General features: G+C 72.3%; 20 protein-coding genes. 7 read left to right on the forward strand and 13 right to left on the reverse strand.

The genetic code is table 11. The annotated features are described in order from the left end of the window. The first annotated feature begins 340 nt into the window (after nt 1-340). Together ddaH and rocD are read left to right on the forward strand one after the other, a co-directional pair. The gene (gene ddaH / locus ACN26Z_RS26285; RefSeq protein ID WP_282236974.1) at nt 341-1,156 is read left to right on the forward strand and encodes a dimethylargininase; all 816 of its coding nucleotides are present in this window, start codon (nt 341-343) and stop codon (nt 1,154-1,156) included. Beyond that, nucleotides 1,153-2,367 (forward strand): ornithine--oxo-acid transaminase, encoded by a 1,215-nt coding sequence (gene rocD / locus ACN26Z_RS26290; protein ID WP_421463825.1) that lies wholly within the window; start codon nt 1,153-1,155, stop codon nt 2,365-2,367. Before ddaH ends, rocD begins: the two co-directional genes overlap by 4 nt. 53 nt (nt 2,368-2,420) lie before the next feature. Here rocD and ACN26Z_RS26295 read toward each other — a convergent pair whose 3' ends face one another. The 6 genes from ACN26Z_RS26295 to ACN26Z_RS26320 all read right to left on the reverse strand — a co-directional run bounded on the left by ACN26Z_RS26295 (nt 2,421) and on the right by ACN26Z_RS26320 (nt 10,001). Next, nucleotides 2,421-3,569: an FHA domain-containing protein gene (locus ACN26Z_RS26295; RefSeq protein ID WP_210941121.1), complete on the reverse strand. Its 1,149-nt coding sequence runs from the start codon at nt 3,567-3,569 to the stop codon at nt 2,421-2,423. Beyond that, on the reverse strand, nt 3,566-3,859 hold the full coding sequence (locus tag ACN26Z_RS26300; RefSeq protein WP_210941120.1) for a 4a-hydroxytetrahydrobiopterin dehydratase: 294 nt from the start codon (nt 3,857-3,859) through the stop codon (nt 3,566-3,568). Before ACN26Z_RS26300 ends, ACN26Z_RS26295 begins: the two co-directional genes overlap by 4 nt. 224 nt (nt 3,860-4,083) lie before the next feature. Continuing rightward, nucleotides 4,084-7,776 carry an SCO7613 C-terminal domain-containing membrane protein gene (locus ACN26Z_RS26305; protein WP_421463827.1) on the reverse strand — a complete coding sequence of 1,231 codons (3,693 nt, stop codon included), beginning with the start codon at nt 7,774-7,776 and terminating at the stop codon, nt 4,084-4,086. A gap of 48 nt (nt 7,777-7,824) precedes the next feature. Next, nucleotides 7,825-8,145: a divalent-cation tolerance protein CutA gene (cutA, locus tag ACN26Z_RS26310; RefSeq protein ID WP_093405300.1), complete on the reverse strand. Its 321-nt coding sequence runs from the start codon at nt 8,143-8,145 to the stop codon at nt 7,825-7,827. Between the two features lie 9 nt (nt 8,146-8,154). Then, entirely contained in the window at nt 8,155-9,171 is a 1,017-nt protein-coding gene (locus ACN26Z_RS26315) for a 1-acyl-sn-glycerol-3-phosphate acyltransferase (RefSeq protein WP_421463830.1), read from the reverse strand. Further along, nucleotides 9,171-10,001, reverse strand: coding sequence for a patatin-like phospholipase family protein (locus ACN26Z_RS26320; RefSeq protein WP_093405517.1), 831 nt, complete (start codon nt 9,999-10,001; stop codon nt 9,171-9,173). The genes ACN26Z_RS26315 and ACN26Z_RS26320 overlap by 1 nt, the downstream gene beginning before the upstream one ends. A 186-nt stretch (nt 10,002-10,187) precedes the next feature. Between ACN26Z_RS26320 and ACN26Z_RS26325 the strand changes: the two genes are divergently transcribed. Then, nucleotides 10,188-11,888: a protein kinase domain-containing protein gene (locus ACN26Z_RS26325; protein WP_421463832.1), complete on the forward strand. Its 1,701-nt coding sequence runs from the start codon at nt 10,188-10,190 to the stop codon at nt 11,886-11,888. A 10-nt stretch (nt 11,889-11,898) separates the two neighbouring features. On the opposite strand, the gene ACN26Z_RS26330 is transcribed toward ACN26Z_RS26325, so the two are convergent. From ACN26Z_RS26330 to ACN26Z_RS26360, 7 genes are all read right to left on the reverse strand, one after another. After that, nucleotides 11,899-12,960, reverse strand: a complete 1,062-nt coding sequence (locus ACN26Z_RS26330) for a glycosyltransferase family 4 protein (RefSeq protein WP_421464727.1) — start codon at nt 12,958-12,960, stop codon at nt 11,899-11,901. Between the two features lie 151 nt (nt 12,961-13,111). Then, nucleotides 13,112-13,783 carry a BON domain-containing protein gene (locus tag ACN26Z_RS26335; protein ID WP_093405292.1) on the reverse strand — a complete coding sequence of 224 codons (672 nt, stop codon included), beginning with the start codon at nt 13,781-13,783 and terminating at the stop codon, nt 13,112-13,114. A 175-nt stretch (nt 13,784-13,958) separates the two neighbouring features. Beyond that, on the reverse strand, nt 13,959-15,512 hold the full coding sequence (locus tag ACN26Z_RS26340) for a trypsin-like peptidase domain-containing protein (RefSeq protein ID WP_421463835.1): 1,554 nt from the start codon (nt 15,510-15,512) through the stop codon (nt 13,959-13,961). Between the two features lie 65 nt (nt 15,513-15,577). After that, entirely contained in the window at nt 15,578-17,128 is a 1,551-nt protein-coding gene (locus ACN26Z_RS26345; protein WP_421463837.1) for a HAMP domain-containing sensor histidine kinase, read from the reverse strand. Then, the gene (locus tag ACN26Z_RS26350; RefSeq protein WP_093405284.1) at nt 17,125-17,826 is read right to left on the reverse strand and encodes a response regulator transcription factor; all 702 of its coding nucleotides are present in this window, start codon (nt 17,824-17,826) and stop codon (nt 17,125-17,127) included. The genes ACN26Z_RS26345 and ACN26Z_RS26350 overlap by 4 nt, the downstream gene beginning before the upstream one ends. Before the next feature lie 113 nt (nt 17,827-17,939). Continuing rightward, complete coding sequence (locus ACN26Z_RS26355) at nt 17,940-18,905, reverse strand: lysophospholipid acyltransferase family protein (RefSeq protein WP_282236966.1); 966 nt, start codon at nt 18,903-18,905, stop codon at nt 17,940-17,942. Beyond that, nucleotides 18,902-19,666: a GNAT family N-acetyltransferase gene (locus tag ACN26Z_RS26360; RefSeq protein ID WP_421463840.1), complete on the reverse strand. Its 765-nt coding sequence runs from the start codon at nt 19,664-19,666 to the stop codon at nt 18,902-18,904. The genes ACN26Z_RS26355 and ACN26Z_RS26360 overlap by 4 nt, the downstream gene beginning before the upstream one ends. Before the next feature lie 165 nt (nt 19,667-19,831). On the opposite strand from ACN26Z_RS26360, the gene ACN26Z_RS26365 reads away from it, so the two are divergent. The 4 genes from ACN26Z_RS26365 to ACN26Z_RS26380 all read left to right on the forward strand — a co-directional run bounded on the left by ACN26Z_RS26365 (nt 19,832) and on the right by ACN26Z_RS26380 (nt 26,441). Next, nucleotides 19,832-20,479, forward strand: a complete 648-nt coding sequence (locus ACN26Z_RS26365) for a PaaI family thioesterase (protein ID WP_282236964.1) — start codon at nt 19,832-19,834, stop codon at nt 20,477-20,479. A 149-nt stretch (nt 20,480-20,628) separates the two neighbouring features. Next, a complete protein-coding gene (locus tag ACN26Z_RS26370; RefSeq protein ID WP_282236963.1) occupies nt 20,629-21,564 on the forward strand; it encodes an ABC transporter ATP-binding protein in 936 nt (311 codons plus the stop codon). Beyond that, nucleotides 21,561-22,376 carry an ABC transporter permease gene (locus ACN26Z_RS26375; protein WP_093405272.1) on the forward strand — a complete coding sequence of 272 codons (816 nt, stop codon included), beginning with the start codon at nt 21,561-21,563 and terminating at the stop codon, nt 22,374-22,376. The genes ACN26Z_RS26370 and ACN26Z_RS26375 overlap by 4 nt, the downstream gene beginning before the upstream one ends. A 273-nt stretch (nt 22,377-22,649) precedes the next feature. Continuing rightward, complete coding sequence (locus ACN26Z_RS26380) at nt 22,650-26,441, forward strand: multifunctional oxoglutarate decarboxylase/oxoglutarate dehydrogenase thiamine pyrophosphate-binding subunit/dihydrolipoyllysine-residue succinyltransferase subunit (protein ID WP_421463843.1); 3,792 nt, start codon at nt 22,650-22,652, stop codon at nt 26,439-26,441. Nucleotides 26,442-26,512: the final 71 nt, after the last annotated feature.

Here is a 26,512-nt window from a genome sequence, read left to right on the forward strand (position 1 = left end):
CCGGTGCCGGTCGGTGCGGAACCGACCGTAGCCCGATCAGATCTGGTGGTTCACCAGCCGGGCGCACATGCTCGTCAGGGGCGGCGGTTCGCCGCCCCTGACGTATGTCTGGGGCGGTCGTCCCCGGACGGCTGCCTGGCGACCCTCAACCCGCGAGCCGGGCCGGGAGCCGCACGCAACGAATCTGCTCCAACCGGGTGCCATACGCAATGATCTGCCGCCCAATGCAAGGGTTCGCGGTGGATCCGGCTGGTCGAGCCCGCATACCGTTGAACCACGGCGCCAGCCCGTGGGCCGACGGTGGCCGGGCGCGCCCGAGGCTTGGAGCAGGACAATGACGATGGACGCCACCCGCCAGCGCTTTCTGATGTGCCGGCCGACGTACTTCGCCGTCGACTACGCGATCAACCCGTGGATGGATCCGACCGCACCGGTCGATGCCGACCTCGCAGTGCGGCAGTGGGAGCGGTTGCGCCAGGTCTACCTGGATCTGGGCCACACCGTCGAGGAGATCGCGCCGGTGCCGGGCCTGCCCGACATGGTCTTCGCCGCCAACGGCGGCACCGTGATCGACGGCAAGGCGATGGCCGTGCAGTTCCGCGACCCGCAGCGCGCCGACGAGGCGCCCGCGTACCGCGCCTGGTTCGAGGCCGCCGGCTTCGAGATGTACGACCCGAAGCACGTCAACGAGGGTGAGGGCGACGTCCTGCTGGCCGGGGACCACCTGCTCGCCGGCACCGGTTTCCGCACCGCGCACGCCTCGCACGCCCAGCTCCAGGAGGTCTTCGGCTACCCGGTGATCACCATGCAGCTGGTCGACCCGCGCTTCTACCACCTCGACACCGCGCTGAGCGTGCTCGACGAGCGGACCGTGGCGTACCTGCCGGAGGCGTTCTCGCCCGGCAGTCAGGCCGTGCTGCGCCGGCTCTTCCCGGACGCGGTGCACGCCACCATGGCCGACGCGGAGGTGCTCGGGCTCAACGCGGTCAGCGACGGCCGGCACGTGGTGCTGCCCGAGCAGGCCACCGGTCTGGCCGCCAAGTTGCGCGACCGGGGCTACGAGACGATCGGCGTCGACCTGTCCGAGCTGCGTCGGGCCGGCGGTGGCCCGAAGTGCTGCACGTTGCGACTCCGTCAGGGAAAGGCGAACCGATGATCGAGGACATGCTGCGGACCCCGGCCGCGGTGCAGGACGCGGAGCGCCACACCGCGCACAACTACCACCCGTTGCCGGTGGTGATCTCCTCCGCCGAGGGCGCCTGGGTGACCGACGTGGACGGCAAGCGTTACCTCGACTGCCTGGCCGGCTACTCGGCGCTGAACTTCGGCCACCGGCACCCGACGCTGATCGCCGCCGCGCACGCCCAGCTCGACAAGCTGACGCTGACCAGCCGGGCGTTCCTCCACGACCAGTTCGCCGACTTCTGCCGGGAGCTGGCGGCGCTGTGCGGCAAGGACCTGGTGCTGCCGATGAACACCGGGGCCGAGGCGGTCGAGACCGGCATCAAGGTGGCCCGCAAGTGGGGCTACCAGGTCAAGGGGGTACCGGCCGGCCAGGCCAACATCGTGGTCGCGGAGGGCAACTTCCACGGGCGTACGACCACAATCGTCAGCTTCTCCACCGACTCCGACGCCCGGGCCGACTTCGGGCCGTACACCCCCGGTTTCCGGATCGTCCCCTACGGCGACCTGGCCGCCCTGACCGAGGCGATCGACGAGCACACCGTCGCCGTGCTGCTGGAGCCGATCCAGGGCGAGCAGGGCGTGGTGGTGCCACCCGAGGGCTACCTGCACGGGGTACGGCTGCTCTGCACCGAACGCAACGTGCTGTTCATCGCCGACGAGATCCAGTCCGGCCTGGGCCGCACCGGCACCACCTTCGCTTGTGAGCACGAGGGCGTCGTGCCGGACATGTACCTGCTGGGCAAGGCGCTCGGCGGCGGCATCGTGCCGGTTTCCGCGGTGGCCGCCGACACCGACGTGCTCGGCGTACTCCAGCCCGGACAGCACGGCTCCACCTTCGGCGGGAACCCCCTCGCCTGCGCCGTGGCGACCGAGGTGGTCCGGCTGCTGGCGACCGGAGAGTTCCAGCGCCGCTCCGCCGCACTGGGCGAGCGGCTGCAAGCCGGCCTGCGCGGCCTGATCGGCAAGGGTCTGGTCGCGGTACGAGGCCGGGGTCTCTGGGCCGGCCTGGACATCGACCCGGCCCTGATGAGCGGCCGGGAAGCCTGCGAGCGGCTGATGGAGCGGGGTGTGCTGGCCAAGGACACGCACGGCTCGACCATCCGACTGGCCCCGCCGCTGGTGATCAACGAGGAGGAGATCGACCACGCGGTGGCGCAGGTGGCCGCAGTCCTGGCCGGCTGAGCGGTCGTACCCTCCGGTGGGCGTCGGGACCCGGTCCCGACGCCCACCGGCGTTCAGCGCGGCAGGCGCATCGCCATCGTCGGGGCCTCGGACATCACCGAGTCCGGGTTGTACGGCGCTCCCGCCGGGAACTCGTTCGGGCGGCCGACCTGCACCCCCGGGTACAGCTCCACCATGTCACCGGTGCCGAGCACCCGGGACTGCTGCGGGGCCAGCGGGATCCGGTCCGCCTCCGTGAGGGATCCGCCCGGCCGTACGCCGGAGCCGTTGGTGCTGACGTCGGTGGCGACGACGTCACCGCCGCGCAACTCCAGCCGTAGGTGGTTACGGCTGATCCAGCGCCGTGCCTCGTCGTTGAGCCACTGGCCGAGCATGATGCCGCCGGAGCCCTCCGGCGCCCGGCCGATCACCACCGGCTGTTCCTCGGTGAGTACGAAGCGACGACGGATCAGGCCACCGACCCGGATGGCGAGGACCTCGCTACGTGGCCGGGGCCCGGCGTCACGCAGCCGCGCGCCGTGTCGGGGGCAGGTGGGCACGCCGTTGCGCAGCGACGGTGGCGGCTGCCCGGTCGGTGCCCGGTCGATCCGGGCCAGGTCGGCGAAGGCTCCCCCGCCACCGGCGCCGCCGAACAGGGTGCAGCCGGACTCCGGGCAGCGCCACTCGCGGGAGAGCAGCTTGGCACCGGCCGGTGAGGGCGGACCGGTGACCGGCGTGTGACCACCGCCGACGTGGGCGATGAAGACCGGACCGCCAGCACCCGGCACCGGGGCGAGGACCCGGCCCGGCTGCTCCACCAGCCAGGGGAACCGTCCCCGCAGGCCGTCGAAGCGGACCCGGCTGAGCACCGGCAGGCCGAGCAGGTCGGCCACCTCCAGCATCCGGTCACCCGGGTTGTCGAGCACCTCCACCAGGCCGTCGTCGGCCCATCTGCGCACCACCATCCGCTCGTTGGAGGTGAGGTCGGCGTCGGAGAGCATCCCCCGGTGCACCACCGCGTAGACCGGGACGCTGTCCTCCTCAAGGCTGCGCGCCAGCGCGTCGATGACCATGCCGAGGCGCAGTGAACTCGCCGGCCGCCCGCCGTCGAGATCCTGGTAGCGGATGATTTCGGCCAGGTCGAGCACCGCGCGAGCCAGTTGCGGGTCGGTGCAGACCCGCCCCTCGATGGCGTCCAGCACCTTGCTGATCTCGAACCTCATCGGGCACCTTCCACGATCTCGTCGATCCGGCGCGCCAGCCGGATGTCACGCATGGTGACCCCGCCGACCGAGTGGGTCACGCATCGGAAGGCCACCGTGCGCCACCGGATGTCGATGTCGGGGTGGTGGTCCAGTTCCTCTGCCGCGACGGCGACCCGGTCGACCACTGCGATGGCGTCCGGGAAGCTGGCCAGCTCCACGGTTCGGGTGATCCCGGCGGGGTCTCCCGACCAGCCCGCCAGCCCACCCAGCTCGTCTCGCACCGCCTCGGCGGTGAGCACCTCTGCCATGGCCAGACCCTACCGGTGTCGGCCGGCACCACCGCCACCAGCGACGCCTCATCGGAGGCGACACCATCAGGGATGTGGTCGCCTCCACCGCTGCCTGTTACAGCAGAATCCCCGATGTTGTCGCCTGTCCGGGGAGCGTCCACTTCCCCAGCACGCCCGCGGCCTCGGCGTTGCCGGCGGTGTTGGGGCGACGGTGGTCCCGAAGGGTGGTCGTGGGCCGGGCGTCAGCTCATGCGGCCGACGGCGGATCGCAGTCGGAGCAGGTCCCGGCGACGGCGCTCGTAGGTGGTCGCCAGGCCGATCAGAGCCAGCCCGGCGGCAGCCAGGAACGCCCACCGGGGCAGCAGGTCCCAGCTGCGCACCAACTCGTACAGGGCCAGCAAGGCCAGTGTGCCGGCACCGAGCAGCACCGGTGCCTGCCAGCGGCGGACCGCGCCGAACAGCGTCACGGCGAGTGCGGCGGTGCCGATCAGCAGCCGTCGCCACGGGTGCGGGTCGGTGCCGAACAGCACGACGGTCAGGCTGGGCAGCAGCAGGGCGGCCAGGCCCGGGCCGAGCGCAAGCCAACTGTTCAGCCCAGGCCGGGTACCCAGCCCCACCGCACCAGCCCCCAGCGCCGCCGCGGCCAGCGGCACCGTGTACGCCTCCAGCACGCTGACTCCGCCGGCCGCCAACAGCAGCCAGACGGCCAGCAGTTCGCTGCCCCCGCCGATGCCGGCGAAGACCCGGCGCCGCTCGATCGACTCGTCCCGACGCAACAGCCGGACGCCCATCGCGACGCCCCACAACACGCAGATCGTCGCGGCATGCCGGAGTGCCCCAAGGGTGAGCAGCAGCGCGAGCAGCGCCACCGCCTGTGCGGCGGCGTCCAGCACCCGACCCACCAGCGCACCCTGGGCGGGCCGGGCGGACACCGCCGAAGCCGTCCAGGTGGCCACCGCCGCCCCGGACGTGGCGCCCGGCTGCGGAGGCAGCGATCCCGGCCGGTCCCATCGGCTCGACGGGAGCGTCGTGGCGAGCGCGAGGCTGACCACGGCGACGCCGAGCACCGCGAACGCCGCCACGTGAGGCGGCTGCCCGCCAGCCAGCGGGGCAGTCAACGCGAACCCGGTCGCCGCGGCCACCGCGACCAGCCACCCGAGCACGCGTACCGCGAGGTGACGCCCGCCCACGCCGACAGCCGTCGCCGACACCACCAACAGGCCCAGTCCGCCCAGGGTGCCGGCCCGGGTCGCCTGGAGGTTGAGCAGCCCGGCCGCCGCCAGCACCAGACCGACCGGCATGGCCACTCCGACGAACGGCCCGCCCGGGTGCCGCAGCGTAACGGTCAGCAGCAGAACCACGCCACCCAGCAGAGCTGCGGCCGGCACCACCGGCCAGGGCACGGCGGCGGCGACCAGCAGCACCGGCCCGGCGGCGGCCACGAAGGGCAGCATCGCTCCGGCGACCTGCCAGCCATCGATACCGTTGCCGCGAGCCCGGCCACCGCCAGCCCGGCCACTACCGGCCGGGTCACCACCGGCGCTGTCGGTGCCAGCAGAACCACCGACGGGGCCGGTACCAGCGCCGTCCCCCACAGCGGAGGAACCCGCAGCGGCGGTGCGGGTGGTCGGCCAGGTGAACAGGGCCGCCGCCAAGGACAGCAGCACCAGTGCCAGGCCGACCGGTAGCGCGTCCGGTGACAGGCGAGTCGCCGGAACGCCGGACCATGGGGCGGGTGGCGGCCCGTACGGCGTCAGCAGGGCGGTCACCACCACCGGCACGGCCGCCAGCACCGCCACCATGGCCAGGCCCAGCCCGGCCACCGGCAACAGCCCCACCGGGCGGGCCCGGAATCCAGCGAGCGCCACCAGCGAGGCCGCCACCGACGCGTACACCGCCACCCGCTCGGCACCCGGCACGACCAGGGGCGACAGCCCGGTCAGCACTCCCACCACGGCGATCCCGGTCGCGGCGTACCCGGCCAGTTCGGGCCAGGATCGACGCAGCGCGAGCAGCGCCACCGCCGGCAGCGCGACGGCGGCCAGCGCGCCCCGGGCCTGCCACCACGGCGGGGCACCGACGCCGATCAGCGTGATCGCCGCCCCCGCCGGCACCACCAACACCGCGGCAGCCAGCCCGCAACCGGCCACCGTCCGCCGCACCGGGTCGCCGCCTCGGCCGGCGACCGCCACGCCGAGCCCGACAGCCAGGACCACCCCGCAGGCGGCACCGGCACCGATCGGGTCGGCCAGCCCGACCAGCAGCCCGTGCCCGAGCAGTGCCGCGCCGGCCGAGGCCGAGGTCAGCACCGCAACGGTGGGTAGCGTCGGGCGGGCCACCGCCGCGACCAGCAACACCACCCCGACCGCAAGGTCGATCGCGACCACCGCCGGCCACGGCGCGGCCCAGGCCACCGGCACGGCGAACGCAGTCGCGGCGAGACCGGCCACCAGCACCGCCGACCGCTTCGCCCGGGGCAGCAGCACTGCCACCGCCACCGACGTCAGCGCCGTCGCCACCGGCAGTTGCCAACCCCAGGCGAACAACGGGCCCGCCGTGGCTCCCCGCCACGGCGGCAACGACCGGCTCACGGCGGCACCGGCCAGCAGCAGTCCCGCCAGCGCCGCCAGCAGCCCGCCAGCGCCGGCCACCAGCAACGCCCCCGCGCGCGGGCCGGCCCGCCAGCCGGACGGGAGCAGCCGTACCGCGCCGGCCAGCCCGGCTGCGACCAACGCTGCCACGAACAGCCACACCGAGGCGCGCCACTCCACCACCGGGCGGAGAATCGCCGCTGCCAGCACCGGCACCAGCGCACCGGCCGCCAGCGCTCGTGCCGACCCGCCACCGGCCAGCAACGCCGCGCCGAAGGCGGTGAGCGCCACCAGCAGCATCGGTCCGCCAGCCAGCACCGGTACCCCAGCCGCCCGACCGACAAGCAGGGGCACCAGTGCGCAGCCTGCGGCGAGCAGCAGCCAACCGGCGAACCACGCCCAGGCCAGGAGCGTCCCGGCCAGCCGTACCGCCGGTGTCGTCGCGGCCCCCTCGTCCGCGACGACACCGGCCCGCCGCCGCAGCGCCCCCACCATCGCCAGGTCGACCAGCGCCACCCCGACGAAGACCACCGCCCAGCCGGCCGGCTCCGGTCGGACCTCGGCGGCCAGCAGCGGCAACAGCGGCTGAACGACCAGCAGCGCGGCGAACCACGGCACGGCCAGGCGGCTGAACCGGGCGTAACCGACAGTCACCGCCGCGCTGATCGCCACGACCAGGGCGGCGTACCGGCTGCCCGGCCAGGCGGTCACGCCGAACAGGTCGACCGACCAGGCGGCGTACCCGTCGAGCAGTACCAGCAGCAGCCCGACGGCGGCGAAGGTCTCGGCGGTGCCGCGCAGCCCCCGCCGACGTGCGATCAGCGGCACCGCCAGCAGCAGCACGGTGAACGCCAGCAGGATCGCTGCCCGACCAGCCACCCCGACCGACGCCCAGGCCACTGCGGTGAAGACCGTGGCCGCCGTTCCGAGCAGCAGTCCACCCAGGACGAAGAGCAGACCCTGCACGGTCCGCGTCGACGTCTCCGCGCCACCCGGACGAACCGGGACGGAAGCGGGCCGGCCACCGATCGGCACCGGAGCGGGCGCCGGATGCCCGCCGACGGCCGGTGCGGCGCGATGGTTCGGCGGTGCGGTGGGCATCGGGAACTCGGCCCGGACCGCAGCGGCCAGTTCGTCCCGCCGTCGCCGCACCGTGTCCAGCCGCCCGACCAACCCCTCGTACGCCTGACGGGCCCGCTGCACCTCACCGCCCAGCGCGGCGATCTCCCGGTCGAGCCGGATCACCTCGGCGGCGGCCGGATGCGGCGGCCGGCCGCAGCCGGTGCAGCCGGAGTTCAGGTTCGCCGGGCCTCCGCAGGCCGGGCAGGGGTAGGCGTTGTCCACGCCGTCATCCTCGACGGCGGAGCGCCGTCGGCACCAGAGTGCGCGTACTCAGGAGCGGGTGTGCTCGAAGACCCAGGCGGCGTACCCGGGATGGCCGCAGTCCACCCGGGTGACCAGAATCTCCGGCACCTCGTAGGGATGGCTGGCCCGTAACTGCTCGACCAACGCATCGACCCGGTCGGGTGCGGTCTTGAATTGCACCGACCACTCGGTGCTGGTCTCCACCCCCGACCGCCACCAGTACGTGCTGTCCACCTGGCCGCCCACCTGCGCGCAGGCCGCCAATCGCCCGGCCACCGCGGCGGCAGCCAGCAGATCGGCGACCGACCGCGCGTCGACCACCGTCGTCACCACGCTGATCTGCTCCACCTGCGCACCCTACGTCGCGTCGTCGCGGTTGGCCGCGATCCACTCGTCTATCCGACTCCACCATTCGTAGAGCCAGTCGATGCGCTCCTGCCGGCCGGTCGGCACCTCCTCCGGCGGCACCGACCAGAACCGCATCACCAGCCGCTTGTCCATCGGCAGCTCCCGCCACACGTCGGTCACGGTGAGCATGCGATCCAGGCCGGTGTGGGCCACGAAGATCACCCCGGCGTCAGGTGCCGCGTCCAGTGCCGCCAGCAGTCCGCCCGGCTGTGGGGCGAGCACATGCCGCATCGCCTCCGCCTTCAGCGCCATCCGCTCATGCCCCCGGTCCCGCAACCGCGCGATGGCCCGCAGCCGGCGTTTCGGGGTGAAGTTGCTGCCCTCGGGGAAGATCACGAAGGCGTCGTCGTCGTCCAGACCGGTGGCGAGATGCCCGACCTGCTCGGTAAGCGAGCCCCGGCCGTCGCGACCCGGCGCGATGAACCGGCTCGGCAGCCGGTTGAGCAGCACGTCGATCGCCGGGTCCCACTGGAGGGTGTCCTTCAGGACGATCCGTGGCTCGCGCTGGAACCAGTTCACCAACGCGTGGATCAGGATGAACGAGTCCCCCGGACCGGCGTGCCGACACAGCACCAGTTCCGGCCGGCCCGGCAGCGCGGTGTCCGGGTCGGTACCGACCACGTCGATGCGCAGCCGCAGCATCCACCGGGCCTGCCAGAAGAACACCCGCAGGAACCAGCCGGCAAGCACGTAGTGGGCCCGCTGGAAGGCCGGTGCCCGCACCCGCCAGCCGAACCCGGAGCCGACCCAGAGCCCGAAGAGGCTGAGCAGCGCCGCCGCGTCCCAGACCAGGTAGAAACAGCCGAGCCAGAGCAGTCGCAGCGGACGCAGGTGCCCGGGGACGAACGGGGACATGGCGAGGGCAAGCAGGGCCCACAGCGGCACCGTGGTCACCAGCAGGATCGCCAGCAGCACCACACCGGGTGCCAGCAGCAGTCGGCGCAGCCAACGCGGCGGTAACGGCATCAACGTTCCAGGTTCGCCAGGTAGTGCCGGGAGGCCGAGTACGCCCGGCTGATCCGCCGGCCCACCGCCGCCATGTCCCGGTACGCCCACGGAGTGTCGTCGCGCGGTTCCAGCCCGCCGGTCGGCAGGACGTGCACCTCCACCCCGTCGGGCAGGGCGGCCATCTCCCGGGCGAACCGGTGCCGGCGGGCGATCTCGAACGCGACCTGGGCGATCTCCCAGGGCCGCCGGGGCGGTGCCAGCGCCCGCTCGATCCGGCCCACCTGAAGTACGAAGATTCGCCCGGCGCCGGCCGCGACCGCCTCGCCGATCGGGATGGAGTTAACGATCCCGCCGTCCACATAGTGCTGGTCGCCGATGCGGGCCGGCGGCAGCAGCCCCGGCACCGAGGCGGAGGCGAGGACCGCCGGCACCACCGGTCCGCTGACGAACCAGTGCTCGGCGGCCCGCTCGATGTTGGCCGCGCAGCACCGGAACGGAATCTTCAGATCGGCGAAGGTGGTCTGGGCGCCGAGTTCGTTCTCCAGCAGCTTCCGCAACGGGCGGGGCGAGTGCAGATGGGTACGGGCGGCGAAGCGCCGCAGCTGCCGGGCGACCGAGTCGCCGTACACCTCGCTGGCCTCCGGGGAAGCCCAGAGCCGTACCAGCCGGTCGGTCACCGCCTCGGACGGGTCGGCGGCCACCAGGGCGCCGTTTACCGCGCCGATGGAGGTGCCGAGCACCAGGTCGGGTCGGATTCCGGCCCGGAACAGGGCGCGCAACATGCCTACCTCGACCGCGCCCAGGACGCCCCCGCCGCCGAGCACGAAAGCCACCGGTCCCCGCGCCATGCCGTTCATCCTGGCACGGCCGGTCCCGACGGTCCCGTCCCGTACGCCCCTGCGCCGGGGACCACCGCCGCGCGACGACGCCCGCCGGTCATCTCGACCCGTCCCATGTCCATCGAGGCCCGTTGACAGGGGGGCAACATTCGCGCAACCTGATACCGCTCCCACATATGAGGGCAGGTGCAATCCGTGAAGCCAGCACTGCAGCCCGGCCGGTTGCTGGCCACCAGGTACCGGCTGATCGACCAGATCGGCTCCGGCGGCATGTCGGTGATCTGGCGGGCCCACGACGAGGTACTCGACCGGGTGGTCGCACTGAAGGTGCTCGCCCCGTCACTTGCCGCCGACGCCAGGTTCCGCGACATGGTCCGCGAGGAGGCCCGAGCCGCCGCACAGCTGGTGCACCCGAACGTCACCTCGGTGCACGACTACGGCGAGACGGTGTCGCCGGACGGCGCCATCACCTCGTTCGTGGTGATGGAGCTGCTCGCCGGCGAGGAACTGGAGTTCCGGCTCACCGAGGGGCCACTGCCGTGGCCGCAGGCGGTGGAGATCGGCGCCCAGGTCGCCGACGCGCTGGCCGCTGCCCACCGGCTCGGCATCGTGCACCGGGACATCACCACGGCCAACGTGATGATGACGCAGGTCGGTGCGAAGGTGCTCGACTTCGGCATCGCCACCCGGATCGGCGCCCCTGACGACGACGAGGACGGCGCCACCTTCGGCACCCCCGCGTACGTGGCGCCGGAACGGCTCGACGGTGCTCCGGCCCAACCAGCGACCGACGTCTACTCGCTCGGGGTGCTGCTGCACGAGACCCTGACCGGCCGGGTCCCGTACCCGGCGGACACCTGGGATGAACTCACCGTCGCGCTCGCCGAGCGCCCACCGCCGTCGCTGGCCGGGGTGCCGGGGCTACCGGCCACGGTGGCCGAGATCTGTCTGCGCTGCCTGTCGCGGGATCCCGCCGACCGTCCCACCGCCCGGCAGGTGGCGACCGTGCTGCGGGACCAGATGCTGCCCGCCGATCCGCAGGCCAACACGATGCTTGCGCCCACCGTCACGCTGCCCGCGATGGGGCGGACCGACGTCGCCCCGGCGCCTGCCTGGGTCCCGCCGACCACCGGCCCCACCGCTTTGCAGCCCGCCCTCACCGGGGCCGTCTCCGGCGCGCTGGCGGGCACCTCGGTCGCCCCTTCCGGTGGCGTCGCCGACGGCGCCGCCGGACATCCGGATGGGCGCGACGCGCAGACCGGCACCGGGGTGGTCGACGATGCCGGCTCCGTACCGGTCTCCGGGGCCGACCCGGGGCGGGGACGGCGGCTGCCGCGCCCAGCACCGGTGACCGGGGACGACCCGCCACCGGGACGGCGACTTCGACGCCCGCTGCTCGTCACGGCGGCCGTGGTCACGCTGATCGCTGCGGCGCTGGCGGTGCCGGCGCTGCTGCCGGACGATGACGCCGGACCGCCCGCCGTACTACCCACGACCGGGCCGACGGCGACGTCCGAGCCGGCCCCGCCGGAGGTCACCGCCAGCGTGCCGCCGACCTCCGCACCGTCGAGCACCGCGTCCCCGCCAGCGGCGACGACGGGCGCGTCGAACCCACCACCGGGTGGCGACAGCCTCGTTGAGGCCGCGAACCGCCTGGACGAGGTGATCGGTGCCGGTCTCGCCGACGGTGGCATCCGCGACGACGTCGGCATCGACCTGCGCAACGAGCTGCGCAACCTCACCCGGGCGGTGACCGGCGGCGAGGGCGAGCTGGGGCCGGGCGTCGCCCGGCTCCGGGAGAAGGTCTCCATCCGACTGCGCGAGAACGGGCTGAGCCCGGCGTACGCACAGCAGTTGGACGCGGCGATCACCGCGCTCGGTGCCGCACAGGTCTGAGAGCGACAGGTCAGGTCGGGGTGATCCGGGCCGGCTCACGCACCGCGGCACGCGGGGTCGCGGCGGCGAGGAAGCGGCGGTACACGTCCTCGTAGCCGACGGCCATCCGTTCCGTGGAGAAGGTCCGGGCCACGTGTGCCACGCAGTCCTTCGGGTCGAGGTCGGCGGCTTGGCGCAGCGCCGCCGGCAGCTCGTCCGGCCGTTGACAGATCAGCCCGCTCACCCCGGGGCGGACAAGTTCCGGCACCGCTCCCCGGTTCAGCGCCACCACGGGCGTCCCGGTGGCCATCGCCTCCAGCATCACGATGCCGAAGGGCTCCTCCCACTGAATCGGCATGACCAGGCAGCGCGCCTCGACCAACAGCCGCAGCACGGCCTTCCGGTCGGCGTCGAGCATCACCGTGACGTCCGGCCCGAGCATCGGCCGGATCACCTCGTCGTAGTAGCGCCGCTCGGCAGGCTCGTTGCACTTCCCGGCCAGCACCAGCGGCAGACCCGCCGCCCGGCAGGCGCGGATGGCCAGCTCCGGCCCCTTGTCGGGGCTGAACCGGGCGAGCCACAACACCGGCCCCTGGCTGGGGGCGTCCTTGCGCGGAAAGTCGTCGAGGCTCATCGCGTTGTGCACGGTGCCGACCCAGGGCAGGTGCGGATTCAATCCCCGCTGGGTGTGTGAGATCGCCACCAGGCCCACCCCCCGGTCGGTGTTGCTGAGTACCGTGCCGTACTCGCCCACCGGGTTGCCGTGCACGGTTGCCACCGTGGGTACCTCCCGCCGGCCCGCCACCAGCGGGCCGATCGTGCTGTGGTCGTGCACGATGTCGAAGTCGGCCGCACTGAGCAGATGGTTGACCCGGGCCAGGTGGGCCAGTTCGGGCAACGCCTCCCCGAGGCGGTCGAACTGCAACTCGTCGAGGGTGGCGAGGAAATCGGCGGCGGTGCCGTGCACCGCACCGGCACCCATCAACGTCACCGCGTGCCCCCGGGTGACCAGGGCGTCGACCAGGCCGGCCACCACCTGTTCCAGTCCGCCGTAGCCGGGCGGCGGTACCGACAGCCAGGGCGGCACGACCATGGCGATCCGCAATCGCTGCTCACGCGCAAGGTTGTCGGCCACGTGCCCTCCCCGTCGCTGTCCGGAGGCGTCGGCCCCGATCGGCTGCCGTGCTGGGATCGAGCGTCTTCCCGGTCCCGGCAGGGACAAACCGGGTCGCCGGGTCACCGATTCAGCCACCTACCAGCAGTTGGTCCCGTACCATGCACACACCCTCGGCCGACCACGCGATCCGCTCCGCCTGATCCCGCTCCCACCAGGACCGCACCACTCCGCTCAGGGTCACCGTGTCGCCGCGCACCTGGACGGTCACCCGTTCCGTGCCGATCCCCCGCAGCAGGGCCCGTTGCACGTCGGTGCGGACCCGGTCGCTGTCGGCCGGGGCGGCGGGCTGCACCTCGACCAGGTTGGTGACACCGCGTACGCCCCGCAGCCGGCGCAGCTCCCGCTCGGCGGTACGCCGCTGCCAACCGAACTCGACCGCACCTCGCAGCATCAGCCAACCGTCGGCGACGGTGAGGTCCAGCCGCTCGGCCGGCACGAAGCTGTTCCACTCCAGTGCCCGGCTGGCCGCGATCGCCAGGTCGCCGTCGGTGATGTCGACCGGGCCGGTGGGGCGTACCTCTATGTCGTCGGCGACCGCCCGCACCCCGCGTACCCGTTGGGCCCCGCGCACCGCCGCCCACCGGCGGGCGGCGCTGTCCACGCCGCCGGTGAGCGAAACCACCCCGTCGCGCACGCTCACCCCGATGTCGGTCGAACGCACCTGCGCGTCCCAGGCGAGTTCGTCGAGCACGTCGCGCTGGATCCGGTCGTCGCTGCGGGTCGCCGTCGTCGCGGTCATGGCACCCCCATCCACCTCGGGTCGTGTCCCCCGAGGCTGCCGGCCGACGGGGTGAGCCGGGCTCACCCGGTCGGGGTGAACCGGCCCGGAGACGGAAAAAGGGCGGCGGGTGCCATGGCCAACCCCCTTGGCCACGCCACCCGCCGCCCCGGAGGGAGGAAGCAGGTCCTGTTCGTTAGGACGCTTCGGCGAGCGTCACGGTTGCCGTCGCCTCGGCGCCATTTCGCTGGTACGTCACCTCGACCTGGTCACCGACCTTGCCGGCCTGGACGGCGGCCACCAGATCGTTGGAGTCGTTGATCACCTTGTCGCCGAACCGGGTGATCACGTCACCCTGTTGCAATCCCGCCCGCTCGGCCGCGCTGCCCGGGTTCACCGCGCCGATCAGCGCGCCGCCGTCGGGTGCCGCGTTCACGCTGACCCCCAGCGACGGGTGGCTTACCTTCTCGCCACGCTGGAGCTTCTCCGCGACGTCCTTGGCCTTGTTGCTCGGGATGGCGAAGCCCACGCCGATGTTTCCGGTGCTGCCCTGTCCCGCGGTGGCGATCGCGGTGTTGATGCCGATCACCTCGCCGCGGGTGTTGACAAGTGCGCCACCTGAGTTGCCGGGGTTGATCGGGGCGTCGGTCTGCAACAGCCCCGAGATCGAGCTGACCGCCTGACCCGGGAGTTGCTGGCCGCCACCGGCCTGGATGGTGCGGTCCCGGGCGCTGAGGATCCCAGCGGTGACCGAGCCCTGCAGACCGAGCGGGCTGCCCAGTGCGAGCACCTGGTCACCGACCTGCATGGCGTCACTGTCGCCGAGGGTGGCCGGTTGGAGGTCGGTCAGCCCGTTCGCCTTCAGCACCGCGAGGTCGGTCTTCGGGTCGGTGCCGACGACCTCGGCCTGGGTGCTGGTGCCGTCCGCGAAGAAGACCCGGACCGTGTCGCCGCCCCCGGCGATCACGTGGTTGTTGGTCAGCAGGTAGCCGTCGGCACTGAGCACCACGCCGGAGCCCTCACCACTGCCGGTGCTGATTGACACGACGCTGTCCTGCACCGACGCGGCGATGCGCGGCAGGTCGGCGCCGTCGATCACAGGCGCGGCGCTGTAGGTGCGGGTCACCCCGCCGCCGCCGCTCAGCGCCAGGGTGAGCGCCCCACCGGCGACGCCGCTGCCCAGCATCAATGCGAACACCGCCACGCCGGCTCCGGCAAGCTTGGCGATCTTGCCGAGGCGGGGCCCGCTGGACGGAGTGGGTGCCCACGTGGCCGGCTGCCCCGGGTACCCGCCCGGAGTTCCGGGCTGCCCCGGGTAGCCACCCGGCGTGCCGGCGGCCTGCCCGGGATACCCGGACTGGGCCGCACCCGGCCCGGTCGGCTGGGCGCCGCTCCAGGCGGGCTGGCCGGGATACCACGGGTTTGTGGGGTAGCGGGCACCCGGCTGGTACGGATGCTGGTGGTGGTGGCCGCCGGTCGGCGCCCAACTGGGCTGACCGGAGACCGGCTGTGCCGCCGGGGTCGAGCCGGCGGGGGCCGGGGCCGGCTGGCTCGGCGCGGCGTCCGGGCCGGCCGGTGACGGGTCGACGGCCCGGACCGGTACGGTCGGCGCCTCGACCGTCGGGTCGGCGTCGGGACGGGCGGGGGACGGGGAGTCGGACCGCGCGTACTCGGCGCGGGACAGCTCGGGATGCGACGGCTCGGCGTCGGTAGGGGCCGGCCGGCGCGGGTCGGACTCGTACTCGGTCATGCCCCTACCTTCTCCCATCGCTCTGCGTCCCGCCTTGGGCTGAACTGAGGATTGGCTGAAAATCACTAGTCATCGATGTCGGTGTCCGGTGCGAGCGGCAGCCGTACCCGGAAGGTGGCACCGCCACCCGGCGTCTCGGTCACCTCGACCGTGCCCTGGTGCACGGTCACCAGCGCGGCCACGATGGCGAGGCCGAGACCGGTGCCGGTGTTGCCGTCGGTCCGGCGGGTACGCGAGGCGTCCACCCGGTAGAAGCGCTCGAAGACCCGCTCCGCCTGCTCGGCGGTGAGCCCCGGCCCGGTGTCGACCACCTCGATCACCGCCAGGTTGCCGGGTTCGGCGCGCAGCCGCAACGTGACCGCCGCACCGGGCGGGGTGTGCCGCACCGCGTTGGTCATCAGGTTGCCGATCACCTGCCGCAGCCGGGCGTCGTCGCCGCGTACCACAAGCGGCCCGGAGCCGGGCTCGATCTCCAGCTCGATCCGCCGGTCCGGTGCCATCGCCCGGGCCGCCGCCACCGCGTCGGCGGCCAGCACCGGCAGCTCCACCGGGGCGAGCGAGAGCGGTCGTTCGCGATCCAGCCGAGCCAGCAGCAGCAGATCCTCCACCAGCAGACCCATCCGGGCCGCCTCGTCCTCGATGCGGCGCAGCAGGTCGGAGGTCTGTTCCGGTGCGCGGGCCGCACCCTGGCGGTACAGCTCAGCGAAGCCGCGGATGGTGGTCAGCGGGGTACGCAGCTCGTGTGAGGCGTCCGCCACGAACTGGCGCATTCGTTCCTCGGAGCGGCGGGCCCGGGCTTCGGAGGCTCGGGCCCCCTCGGCGGCCTCCCGGGCGGCCACCTCGGCGGCCCGGGCGGCGGACTCCGACGCCGCCCGGGCGGTGAAGGCCATCTCGATCTGACTGAGCATCGCGTTCAGGGCCCGGGAGAGCCGCCCCAGCTCCGAGGTCGGGCAGGGCTGACCGTCCTCCGGGTCGGGCACCCGTCGGCTCAGGTCTCCGCCGGCGATGGCGGCGGCGGTACGTTCGATCTCCACCAACGGCTTGAGGCTGGTCCGGACGATCGCTGCCCCGATCGAGGCGAGCAGCACCAGCACCGCCCCACCGACCAGCAGGTCGATCCAGATGAGCCGTTTGACCGCCTGGTCCACGTCGGTCAGGTGCTGCGCGATCGCCGTCCACTGACCGTTGGGCAGTTCGGTGTACAGCACTCGCCAGCGCATGTCGCTGGCCCGGGCCCGGGCGGGGAACGGCTTCCCGGCCGCCTGCTCGAAGCCGGCGGCGTTCTCCGGCCAGGGCGGCAGGTCGTTGATGTCGAACCGCTTGGTGTCGAAGTAGACCCAGGAGACGGCGCCGGTCCGGCTGTCGGTGAAGACCACCAGGTAGTCGGTGGGCAGGTCGGTGCCGAACCGCTCGGCGCCGGCCACCGCTTCGAGGTTGTTGGCCGAGGTCGTCAGTTCCGCGTCCACCTGGTCGACCAGGTAGCTACGGAGGAAGATCGTGGTCAGCGAGGCGATCACCAGCAGCGCGGCGGCGACCAGGGTCAGCACGGCCGCGACCAGCTTGACCCGCAGCGGTACCGCGCGGAGCCGGAGCTTGCCCTGCTGGAGGGCGTTCACGCCGCCGGCTTGCGCAGGACGTACCCGACGCCACGCAGGGTGTGGATCAGCCGGGGATCGGTCGTGTCGACCTTGCGACGCAGGTACGAGATGTACGACTCGACGATGTTGTCATCGCCCCGGAAGTCGTAGTTCCACACGTGGTCGAGGATCTGCGCCTTCGACAGCACCCGGTTGGCGTTGAGCATCAGGTAACGCAGCAGTTTGAACTCGGTAGGCGAGAGCTGCACCCGCTGACCGGCCCGGTACACCTCGTGGGTCTCCTCGTCCAACTCCAGGTCAGCGAAGGTGAGCCGGGCGGGTGCCTGATCGCCGGTGCTGGTGCGGCGCAGCACCGCCCGGATGCGGGCGGTCAGCTCCTCCAGGCTGAACGGCTTGGTCACGTAGTCGTCGCCGCCCAGGGTGAGCCCACGGATCTTGTCGTCGGTCGCGTCGCGGGCGGTGAGGAAGACCACCGGGGTACGCGTGCCGCCCTCGCGCATCATCCGGATCACCTCGAACCCGTCGAGGTCCGGCAGCATCACGTCGAGCACCACGAGGTCGGGACGATGATCCCGAGCCGCGCTGAGCGCGGCGCTGCCGCTGGTGGCGGTGGCCACGTCGAATCCCGCAAAGCGCAGGCTCGCGGAGAGCAGTTCGAGGATGTTGGGATCGTCCTCGACGACGAGCAGTCGCGCCTCGGTCTGGGTAGCGGCCATGCCGCCCATCATCCGCGCAGACACTGCGCCTCTGCTGGGCGGACCCTGGAAAAAACCTGTGAGCGACAGGATCGGCCCGCTGCTCCAGCCACCGGGTCACCCGGCACCGACGGTCAGGCGGCCAGCGGCAGCTCCCGCTCGCCCGCCACCCCGGCGGGGGATGCCGCGGCCGGAGAACGGGTCGGTCCCGGCAGCGCTGTCGCTGCGGGCCGCGCCGGCTGCCCGGGCACGGCAACCACCGACGTCGGCTGCGCGACTGGCGTCGACGGTACGAGATGCACCGCCGACTCGGCGACCCGAGCCAGCGCCCGCCGGTCGGCGGACCGTCCCGGATGCAGCGGCGCGGCGATGTCGACGCAGACCGTCAGGCTCCGGACGGCGAGCATCCGCCGCACCGACCGCAGCAGGGTCTCGTCGCCCACGAAGGCCGGTGCCGTGGTGGTCTCACCGGTCACCCCGCAGCGGTAGCCGATCCGCAGTGGCACGACGGGCGCTCCGGCGTCGATCGCGGCCTGGAACATCGCCGGCCGGAAACCGGTCGGCGGACGGCAGCCGGCTGCCGCACCGCACCAGGTGGTGCCCTCCGGGAACACCGCGACCGAGCGGCCCGCCCGCAGCGCCGAGGCGACCCGACCCACCGTCGCGGGCAGCCCACGAGGGCGAGAACGGTCCACGAAGACGGTGCCGCCCGCGCGGGCGAGCAGACCGATCAGCGGCCACCGCCGTACCTCCTGCTTGGCCACCAGCCGGGCGGGCGCGACCGCGAGCAGCGCCAGGACGTCCCACCAGGAGACGTGGTTGGCGACCAGCAGGGCCCGCCGCCGAGGCAGCCGACCGCGCACTTCGAGGCGTACGCCGCAGGCGCGGGCGGTGGATCGGGCCCAGCCGCGCAGCGCGGCCTGACGTTCCCGAGTCGGCAGCGCCGGAAGCAGGGCCGCCAGCCCGACGCCGAGCCCGAGCAGGCCGAGCAGGCCGGCGGCGCGACCCAACTGCCGGACCGCCGAGATGGCGGGAGCATCGCCGGGGCCGGGCAGGCAGTCCGGACCGCAGCCGGAACTGGGCCGCCACAGCGTGTTCACGGCTGCCCGCCGAGGAAGTGCCGCAGGTAACGCGGGTTGATCCGATCCATGGAGAGCAGCACGTAGAAGTCGGCCACCCCGAAGTCCGGGTCGTACGCCGGCTCCCCGCAGACCTGGGCGCCGAGCCGCAGGTACCCGCGCAGCAGCGGCGGGACCAGCCGGGCCGATCCGGCGACGGTCTCGGTCGGCACGCCCGGTTCGGCGAACCAGGGTCGCAGCGGCCGGACCCGCAGCGGCGGCGGTGACAGGTGCTTAGCCCGCGCCTGGGCCCAGACCTCGGCGGCGGCGAGGCCACCGTCGGCCACCGGTACGGAGGCACACCCGCCGAGCCAGCGCAGCCCGCGCAGGTGCAGGTAGCGGGCGATGCCAGCCCACATCAAGTTGATCACCGCTCCGCTGCGGTGCGCGGGGTGCACGCACGAGCGGCCGGCCTCGACCAGCTGGGTACGCAACGGGTCGAGCGCGGTCAGGTCGAACTCGCCCTCGGCGTAGCGGCGGTTGGTGCGCCCCGGCGGGAGCAACCGGTAGGTGCCGACCACCTCACCGCTGCTCTCCTGGCGCACCACCAGGTGATCGCAGTAACTGTCGAAGACGTCGCGGTCGAGGCCGGCCGCGTCGGCGGACACGGTGGCGCCCAACTCGCCGGCGAACACCTGATGACGCAGGCGTTGCGCGGCCTCGACCTGGCTGGGATTGTCGGCGATCGAGAGGGTGTAGCCGCTGGTCGTCAGTGCGACGCCCGCGGCTGGCAGAACGGCCATGCCCTCTGTGTAGCGCCCGGTCGGTTGCCGGCCATGGTGGCCGGCGATGTCGATCCGGTGAACGCCGGTCGGCGACCGGTGGCTGACCCGCCACCGCAGCCGTCAGCAGCGGCGTGCGAGGCTGCCGGTGTCTCGGCGACGATGCCGGGTGGGCGGAGGGGCTTGATGATCATCGAGGGGCGCTTCAACGGACCGTCCGGCTCAGGCAACGGCGGTTGGAGCGCCGGGGTCTTCGCCGCCGCGTACGGCGGGGACGGTCCGGTCGAGGTGACCCTGCGCCGACCGCCGCCGCTGGACACCCCGTTGACGCTTGTGGACGCGCAGGTGCGCGACCCGGCCGGCGAGGTGATCGCGCAGCTGCGCCCGGCCGGCGATCTCGGCGAGGCCGTCCCGCCGGTGGACCTGGCGACCGCCCGGGCCGCCTCGGCGGCGTACCCGGGGCTGGTGGAGCACCCGTTTCCCGGCTGCTACGTCTGTGGCCCGGAACGCGCCGACGGCCTGCGGATCTTTCCGGGTCGGCTGCCGGACGGCCGGACGGCCGCGCCGGTGCGGGCGCCCCGGCAGGTCGTCCTCGCCACGGTCTGGGCGGCCCTGGACTGCCCCGGCGGCTGGGCGGTGATCGGCGCCGGCCGCCCGTACGTGCTCGGCCGGATCGCGGCCCGGATCGACGCGCTGCCCCGTCCGGGCGACGAGTGCGTGGTGACCGGTACGTTGATCGGCACCGAAGGCCGCAAGGCGTTCGTGCACACCAGCCTCTACGCCCCGGACGGCCAGCTACTCGGCCACGCCCGGGCAACCTGGATCGCCGTGTAGAGACGCCTGCCCATCGGCTCGTACCTGGGGATGAGACGGCTCCTGCCTGAGGCGGACCACGATTTCCCGAACGAGTCCGATTGAATTGTTTGACCATTAACGTCACGCTGTGCAACGGCGCACCCCGGCGCCGCCACGGGAGGAGAACGATGACCGACGGGCGACCAAGCCCCACCAACGACGCACAGATCGTGGTTTCCGGTCTGACCAAGCGGTACCGCAACGTGCTCGCGGTCAACAACCTGTCCTTCACGGTCGAACCGGGTCGGGTCACCGGCTTCCTCGGCCCGAACGGTGCGGGTAAGACCACCACCCTGCGCATGCTGCTGAATCTGGTCACCCCGACTGCCGGCGGGGCGACCATCGGTGGCCAGCGGTACCCCGAACTGGCCGACCCGCTGCGGCACGTCGGCGCGGTCCTGGAGGCGTCCAGCGCGCACAAGGGCCGCACCGGCATCAACCACCTGCGGGTGATCTGCGCCGCCGCCGGGCTGCCGCGGGAGCGGGCCGACCAGGCGTTGGAGCTGGTCGGGCTGACGCCGGCCGCCAAGCGCAAGTTCAAGGGCTACTCGCTGGGCATGAAGCAGCGGCTCGGCATCGCCGCCGCGATGCTCGGCGACCCGCGGGTGCTGATCCTCGACGAGCCGGCCAACGGGTTGGACCCGGAGGGCATCCGGTGGATGCGCGGGTTCCTCAAGGGCCTGGCCACCGAGGGCCGCACGGTGCTCGTCTCCAGCCACCTGCTCTCCGAGATGCAGTTGCTGGCCGACGACGTGGTGATCATCGCGGCCGGGCAGTTGGTCCGGCAGGGGCCGGTGGAGCAGGTGATCGGTTCCATGGCGCAGGGCGTCCGGGTCCGGGTCCGCACTCCGCAGGCCGACGCGCTCACCGCCGCGCTGAAGGACGGGCCGGCCACGGTGGAGAGCGACGGGCAGGGCGCGCTCCTGATCGGCGGGGTCGACGCCCCGACGGTGGGCCGGGCGGCCCTGGCGGCCGGGGTGGAACTGCATGAGCTGACCACTGAACGACCCGACCTGGAACGCGTGTTCCTGGAGCTGACGGCCGGAAAGGCGGGCATCCGATGAGCAACCTTGTCCGCTCCGAACTTCTCAAGATCCGTACGACCAGCACCTGGTGGTGGCTGGCCATCGGGGCGTTCCTGTCGATCGCCCTGGCCTTCGCCTTCAACGCGTGGCTGGCCAGCGAGACGCTCAGCGGCGGCGGGGAGGAGTTCGGCTACACCGGCGACGCCGCCTCCGCGCCCGCTCAGGCGGCGAACCTCTACACCTCGGGGCAGTACCTGGGGCTGATGTTCGTGATGCTCATCGGCATTCTCATGGTCACCAACGAGTTCTTCCACCAGACCGCGACCACGACGTTCCTGGCCACCCCGCGACGCACCTCGGTGATCGTCAGCAAGCTCATCGCGGCCAGCCTGCTCGGCTTCGCGTTCTGGCTGGTCACCACGATCATCGACCTCGCCGCCGGTGCGACGTTCCTGTCGCTTAACGACTACGGCACACTGCTCGGCGAGTGGGAGGTGCAACGGGCCCTGCTGCTCAACCTGATGGCGTACGCGATCTGGACGGTGCTCGGCGTGGGCATCGGCACGCTGATCACCAATCAGTTGGGCGCGGTGATCACCGCCTCGGTGCTCTACCTGATCGGAACCCAGGTGGTGGGCCTGCTCTTCCTGCTGCTGGCCAACGTGCTGGACAACATGGCCGTGATCAAGTGGCAGGTGGTCTGGCCGGCCGCCGCCTCCCAGGTGATGATCACGCCAGGCGAGAACGAGATGCTGCCCGCCTGGTGGGTCGGCGCGCTCGTGCTGGTGGGGTACGCCGTGGTCAGCGGCGTGGTCGGAATCCTCATCACCCGGCGCCGCGACGTCTCCTGACACCCGGGCGACCGACTCGGGTCGCCTCCGCCCCGACGGGCCCGGTGCACCGGTCGACAGCCGGCGCACCGGGCCCGTCGGCCATAGCAGCGATCAAGGGAATACGCAGCGCTTACCAAACTTCTGGCATCTTCTGTGAATCCGACCACGCGACGGAGGCGGAAATGCCCCGGGGTTCGCTACGGCGTAGCCTGGAACCGTCCTCTGCGTCCGTCCCGGCGCATCGGACACCGCGTGACACACAAACCCGCGTGAAAGAGGCGATTACCGGCCGTGTCGACCCAGCAGACTTCGCAGGAGAACCCACTGGCGGGTTTCGGCCCGAACGAGTGGATCGTCGAGGAGATGTACCAGCGCTATCTCGCCGATCCCAGCAGCGTCGACCCGGCCTGGCACGATTTCTTCGCCGACTACCGTCCCGGCCAGAGCACAGCGGGCACCGGTGACGGGCGGCCGGCCACCACCGCCGCGACCACGGACGCCACCCCGGCCAGGACCGAACCGGCGACGAAGAGCGAACCGGCGGCGAAGAGCGAACCGGCGGCGAAGGCCGAGCCGGCGGGCAAGGCGGAACGCGGTACCACGGCGGCGACGTCGAAGCCGGCAGCCGCCGCGTCGAAGCCGGCGCCCGCCGCGAAGCCGACCACCGCGAAGCCGGCCAAGGCCGAGCCGGCGAAGAGCCAGCCGACCCGGACCGCGCCCACCGCCAACGGGCCACAGACCACCCCGCTGCGCGGAGTAGCCGCCAAGATCGTCCAGAACATGGATGCGTCGCTGGCCGTACCGACCGCGACGAGTGTCCGAGCCGTGCCGGCCAAGCTCCTGGTCGACAACCGCATCGTGATCAACAACCACCTCGCCCGGGGCCGCGGCGGCAAGGTCAGCTTCACCCACCTGATCGGCTACGCCCTGGTGCGGGCGCTCGTCGCCCACCCCGAGATGAACAACTCCTTCGCCGAGGTCGACGGCAAGCCGGTGATGGTCCGCCCCGAGCACGTCAACCTGGGCATCGCCATCGACCTGACCAAGCCGGACGGCAGCCGTAACCTGGTGGTCCCCTCCATCAAGGCCTGCGAGCAGATGGACTTCCGGCAGTTCTGGCAGGCGTACGAGGACGTCGTCCGGCGCGCCCGGCGCAACGAGCTGACCATGGAGGACTACTCCGGCACCACGATCTCGCTGACCAACCCCGGCGGCATCGGCACGGTGCACTCCATGCCGCGACTGATGCAGGGCCAGAGCGCGATCATCGGGGTCGGTGCCATGGAGTACCCGGCGCCGTACCAGGGCATGAGCGAGGCCACCCTGGCCGAGCTGGCGGTCAGCAAGGTCATCACGCTGACCAGCACGTACGACCACCGGATCATCCAGGGCGCGCAGTCCGGCGAGTTCCTCAAGGTCATGCACGAGCTGATGCTCGGCGAGCACGGCTTCTACGACCAGATCTTCACCTCGCTGCGGATCCCGTACGAGCCGGTGCGCTGGATGCGCGACGTCGCGGTCGACAGCGAGGGGCAGATCAACAAGACCGCCCGGGTCCACGAGCTGATCCACTCCTACCGGGTTCGTGGCCACCTGATGGCTGACACCGACCCGCTGGAGTTCAAGATCCGCAAGCACCCGGATCTGGACGTCCTCCAGCACGGGCTGACCCTGTGGGACCTGGACCGCACCTTCCCGGTGAACGGCTTCGCCGGCCGGCAGCGGATGAAGCTGCGGGAGATCCTCGGCGTCCTGCGCGACTCGTACTGCCGCCGGGTCGGCATCGAGTACATGCACATCCAGGACCCGGCCGAGCGCCGCTGGATCCAGGAGCGGGTCGAGCGCAAGTACGAGAAGCCGCCGGCCGGCGAGCAGAAGCACGTGCTCAACCGGCTCAACGCGGCCGAGGCCTTCGAGACCTTCCTCCAGACCAAGTACGTCGGCCAGAAGCGCTTCTCGCTGGAGGGCGGTGAGTCGCTCATCCCGCTGCTCGGTGAGGTGCTGGAGGCCGCCGCCGAGGGCGACCTGGACGAGGTTGTCATCGGCATGGCCCACCGGGGTCGGCTCAACGTGCTGGCCAACATCGTCGGCAAGCCGTACGAGAAGATCTTCTCCGAGTTCGAGGGGCACCTGGACCCACGCTCCACCCAGGGCTCCGGCGACGTGAAGTACCACCTGGGCCAGAACGGCAAGTTCACCACCCCCGACGGCGACCACGCGGTGAAGGTCTCGGTGGTGGCGAACCCGTCGCACCTGGAGGCCGTCGACCCGGTGCTGGAGGGGATCGTCCGGGCCAAGCAGGACCGCATCGACCTCAAGCTGGAGGGCTACACCGTGCTGCCGCTGGCGGTGCACGGTGACGCGGCCTTCGCCGGCCAGGGCGTGGTGGCCGAAACGCTCAACCTCTCCCAGCTGCGTGGTTACCGCACCGGTGGGACGGTGCACGTGGTGGTCAACAACCAGGTCGGCTTCACCACCGCCCCGGAGTACAGCCGCTCCAGCCTCTACAGCACCGACGTGGCCCGGATGATCCAGGCCCCGATCTTCCACGTCAACGGCGACGACCCGGAGGCCGTGGTCCGGGTCGCCCGGCTCGCCTTCGAGTACCGCCAGGCGTTCAACAAGGACGTCGTCATCGACCTGGTCTGCTACCGGCGGCGCGGGCACAACGAGGGCGATGACCCCTCGATGTCCAACCCCCAGATGTACCGGATCATCGACTCGAAGCGCTCGGTCCGCAAGCTCTACACCGAGGAGCTGATCGGGCGGGGTGACATCACCCTGGAAGACGCCGAAGAGCTGCTGCGCGACTACCAGGCACAGCTTGAGCGGGTCTTCAAGGCCACCCGCGACGCGGCCAGCACGCCACGTCAGCTGAGCCGCCCGCCCCGGCAGGACGAGCCCGAGCCGCAGGTGGAGACGGCGACCGAGGCGTCGGTCATCAAGGCCATCGGTGAGGCACACGTCAACCTGCCGGACGGCTTCACCCCGCACAAGCGGATCCGGCAGCTGCTCGACCGGCGGGCCCGGATGGCCGTCGAGGGCAACATCGACTGGGGCTTCGGCGAGATCATCGCTTTCGGTGCGCTGCTGCACGACGGGGTCACCGTCCGGCTCGCCGGGCAGGACTCGCGTCGCGGCACCTTCGTGCAGCGGCACGCCTCGATCGTCGACGCGGAGACCGGCGACGACTACCTGCCGCTGCAGTCGCTCACCGCCGACGGCGAGCGGTCCCGACTCTTCGTGCACGACTCGCTGTTGAGCGAGTACGCGGCGATGGGCTTCGAGTACGGCTACTCGGTGGAGAACCTCGACGCGCTGGTCTGCTGGGAGGCGCAGTTCGGTGACTTCGTCAACGGCTCCCAGTCGGTGATCGACGAGTTCATCTCCTCAGGTGAGGTGAAGTGGGGCCAGCGGTCCGCGGTGACCCTGCTGCTGCCGCACGGCCACGAGGGCCAGGGGCCGGACCACACCTCCGGCCGCCCGGAGCGCTTCCTCCAGCTCTGTGCCGAGGACAACATGCGGGTGGCGAACCCGACCACCCCGGCGAACTACTTCCACCTGCTACGCCGCCAGGCCCTCTCGCCCAAGCGCAAGCCGCTCGTGGTGTTCACACCGAAGTCGCTGCTGCGGCACAAGCTCTGCGTCTCGTCGGTGGAGGACTTCACCACCGGCACCTTCTCCCCGGTGCTGGCCGACCCGGCGGCCGGCAACCCCGAGCGGGTCAAGCGGGTGCTGCTCTGCTCGGGCAAGGTCTACTACGACCTGTTCCAGGCCCGGCAGGAGCGCGGCATCAGCAACACGGCGATCATCCGGCTGGAGCAGCTCTACCCGATGCCGGTGGAGGAGATCCGGGCCGCGCTCGCGCAGTTCCCGAACGCGGAGGACTTCGCCTGGGTACAGGAGGAGCCGGCCAACCAGGGTGCCTGGTCGTTCGTCGCGCTCAACCTGCTGGAGCACCTCGACGGTGTCCGGCTGCGCCGCATCTCCCGTCCGGCCGCCGCGGCGCCGGCCGTCGGCTCGGCGAAGATGCACGAGGTCGAGCAGAACGCGTTGATCGAGGCGGCACTTCCCCGCCCCTGACGAGAACTGACCCGGTCCCGTCCCGCCCTACGGTGGGGCGGGACCGGCCGGCTTCACCGGGTTCCGGTGAG

Origin of the sequence: Verrucosispora sp. WMMD703, from assembly GCF_049178935.1 — a bacterium.
Taxonomy (GTDB): domain Bacteria; phylum Actinomycetota; class Actinomycetes; order Mycobacteriales; family Micromonosporaceae; genus Micromonospora; species Micromonospora sediminimaris.

What these genes read in the sequence shown, in the direction of transcription:
- ACN26Z_RS26375 (WP_093405272.1), top strand. Translation starts at nt 21,561, where the DNA reads ATGAGCAACCTTGTCCGCTCCGAACTTCTCAAGATCCGTACGACCAGC.
- ACN26Z_RS26365 (WP_282236964.1), top strand. Translation starts at nt 19,832, where the DNA reads ATGATCATCGAGGGGCGCTTCAACGGACCGTCCGGCTCAGGCAACGGC.
- ddaH (WP_282236974.1), top strand. Translation starts at nt 341, where the DNA reads ATGGACGCCACCCGCCAGCGCTTTCTGATGTGCCGGCCGACGTACTTC.
- ACN26Z_RS26370 (WP_282236963.1), top strand. Translation starts at nt 20,629, where the DNA reads ATGACCGACGGGCGACCAAGCCCCACCAACGACGCACAGATCGTGGTT.
- rocD (WP_421463825.1), top strand. Translation starts at nt 1,153, where the DNA reads ATGATCGAGGACATGCTGCGGACCCCGGCCGCGGTGCAGGACGCGGAG.
- ACN26Z_RS26295 (WP_210941121.1), bottom strand. Translation starts at nt 3,569, where the DNA reads ATGAGGTTCGAGATCAGCAAGGTGCTGGACGCCATCGAGGGGCGGGTC.
- ACN26Z_RS26360 (WP_421463840.1), bottom strand. Translation starts at nt 19,666, where the DNA reads ATGGCCGTTCTGCCAGCCGCGGGCGTCGCACTGACGACCAGCGGCTAC.
- ACN26Z_RS26330 (WP_421464727.1), bottom strand. Translation starts at nt 12,960, where the DNA reads ATGGTCGTGCCGCCCTGGCTGTCGGTACCGCCGCCCGGCTACGGCGGA.
- ACN26Z_RS26350 (WP_093405284.1), bottom strand. Translation starts at nt 17,826, where the DNA reads ATGGCCGCTACCCAGACCGAGGCGCGACTGCTCGTCGTCGAGGACGAT.
- ACN26Z_RS26335 (WP_093405292.1), bottom strand. Translation starts at nt 13,783, where the DNA reads ATGACCGCGACGACGGCGACCCGCAGCGACGACCGGATCCAGCGCGAC.
- ACN26Z_RS26315 (WP_421463830.1), bottom strand. Translation starts at nt 9,171, where the DNA reads ATGCCGTTACCGCCGCGTTGGCTGCGCCGACTGCTGCTGGCACCCGGT.
- ACN26Z_RS26300 (WP_210941120.1), bottom strand. Translation starts at nt 3,859, where the DNA reads ATGGCAGAGGTGCTCACCGCCGAGGCGGTGCGAGACGAGCTGGGTGGG.
- ACN26Z_RS26340 (WP_421463835.1), bottom strand. Translation starts at nt 15,512, where the DNA reads ATGACCGAGTACGAGTCCGACCCGCGCCGGCCGGCCCCTACCGACGCC.
- ACN26Z_RS26320 (WP_093405517.1), bottom strand. Translation starts at nt 10,001, where the DNA reads ATGGCGCGGGGACCGGTGGCTTTCGTGCTCGGCGGCGGGGGCGTCCTG.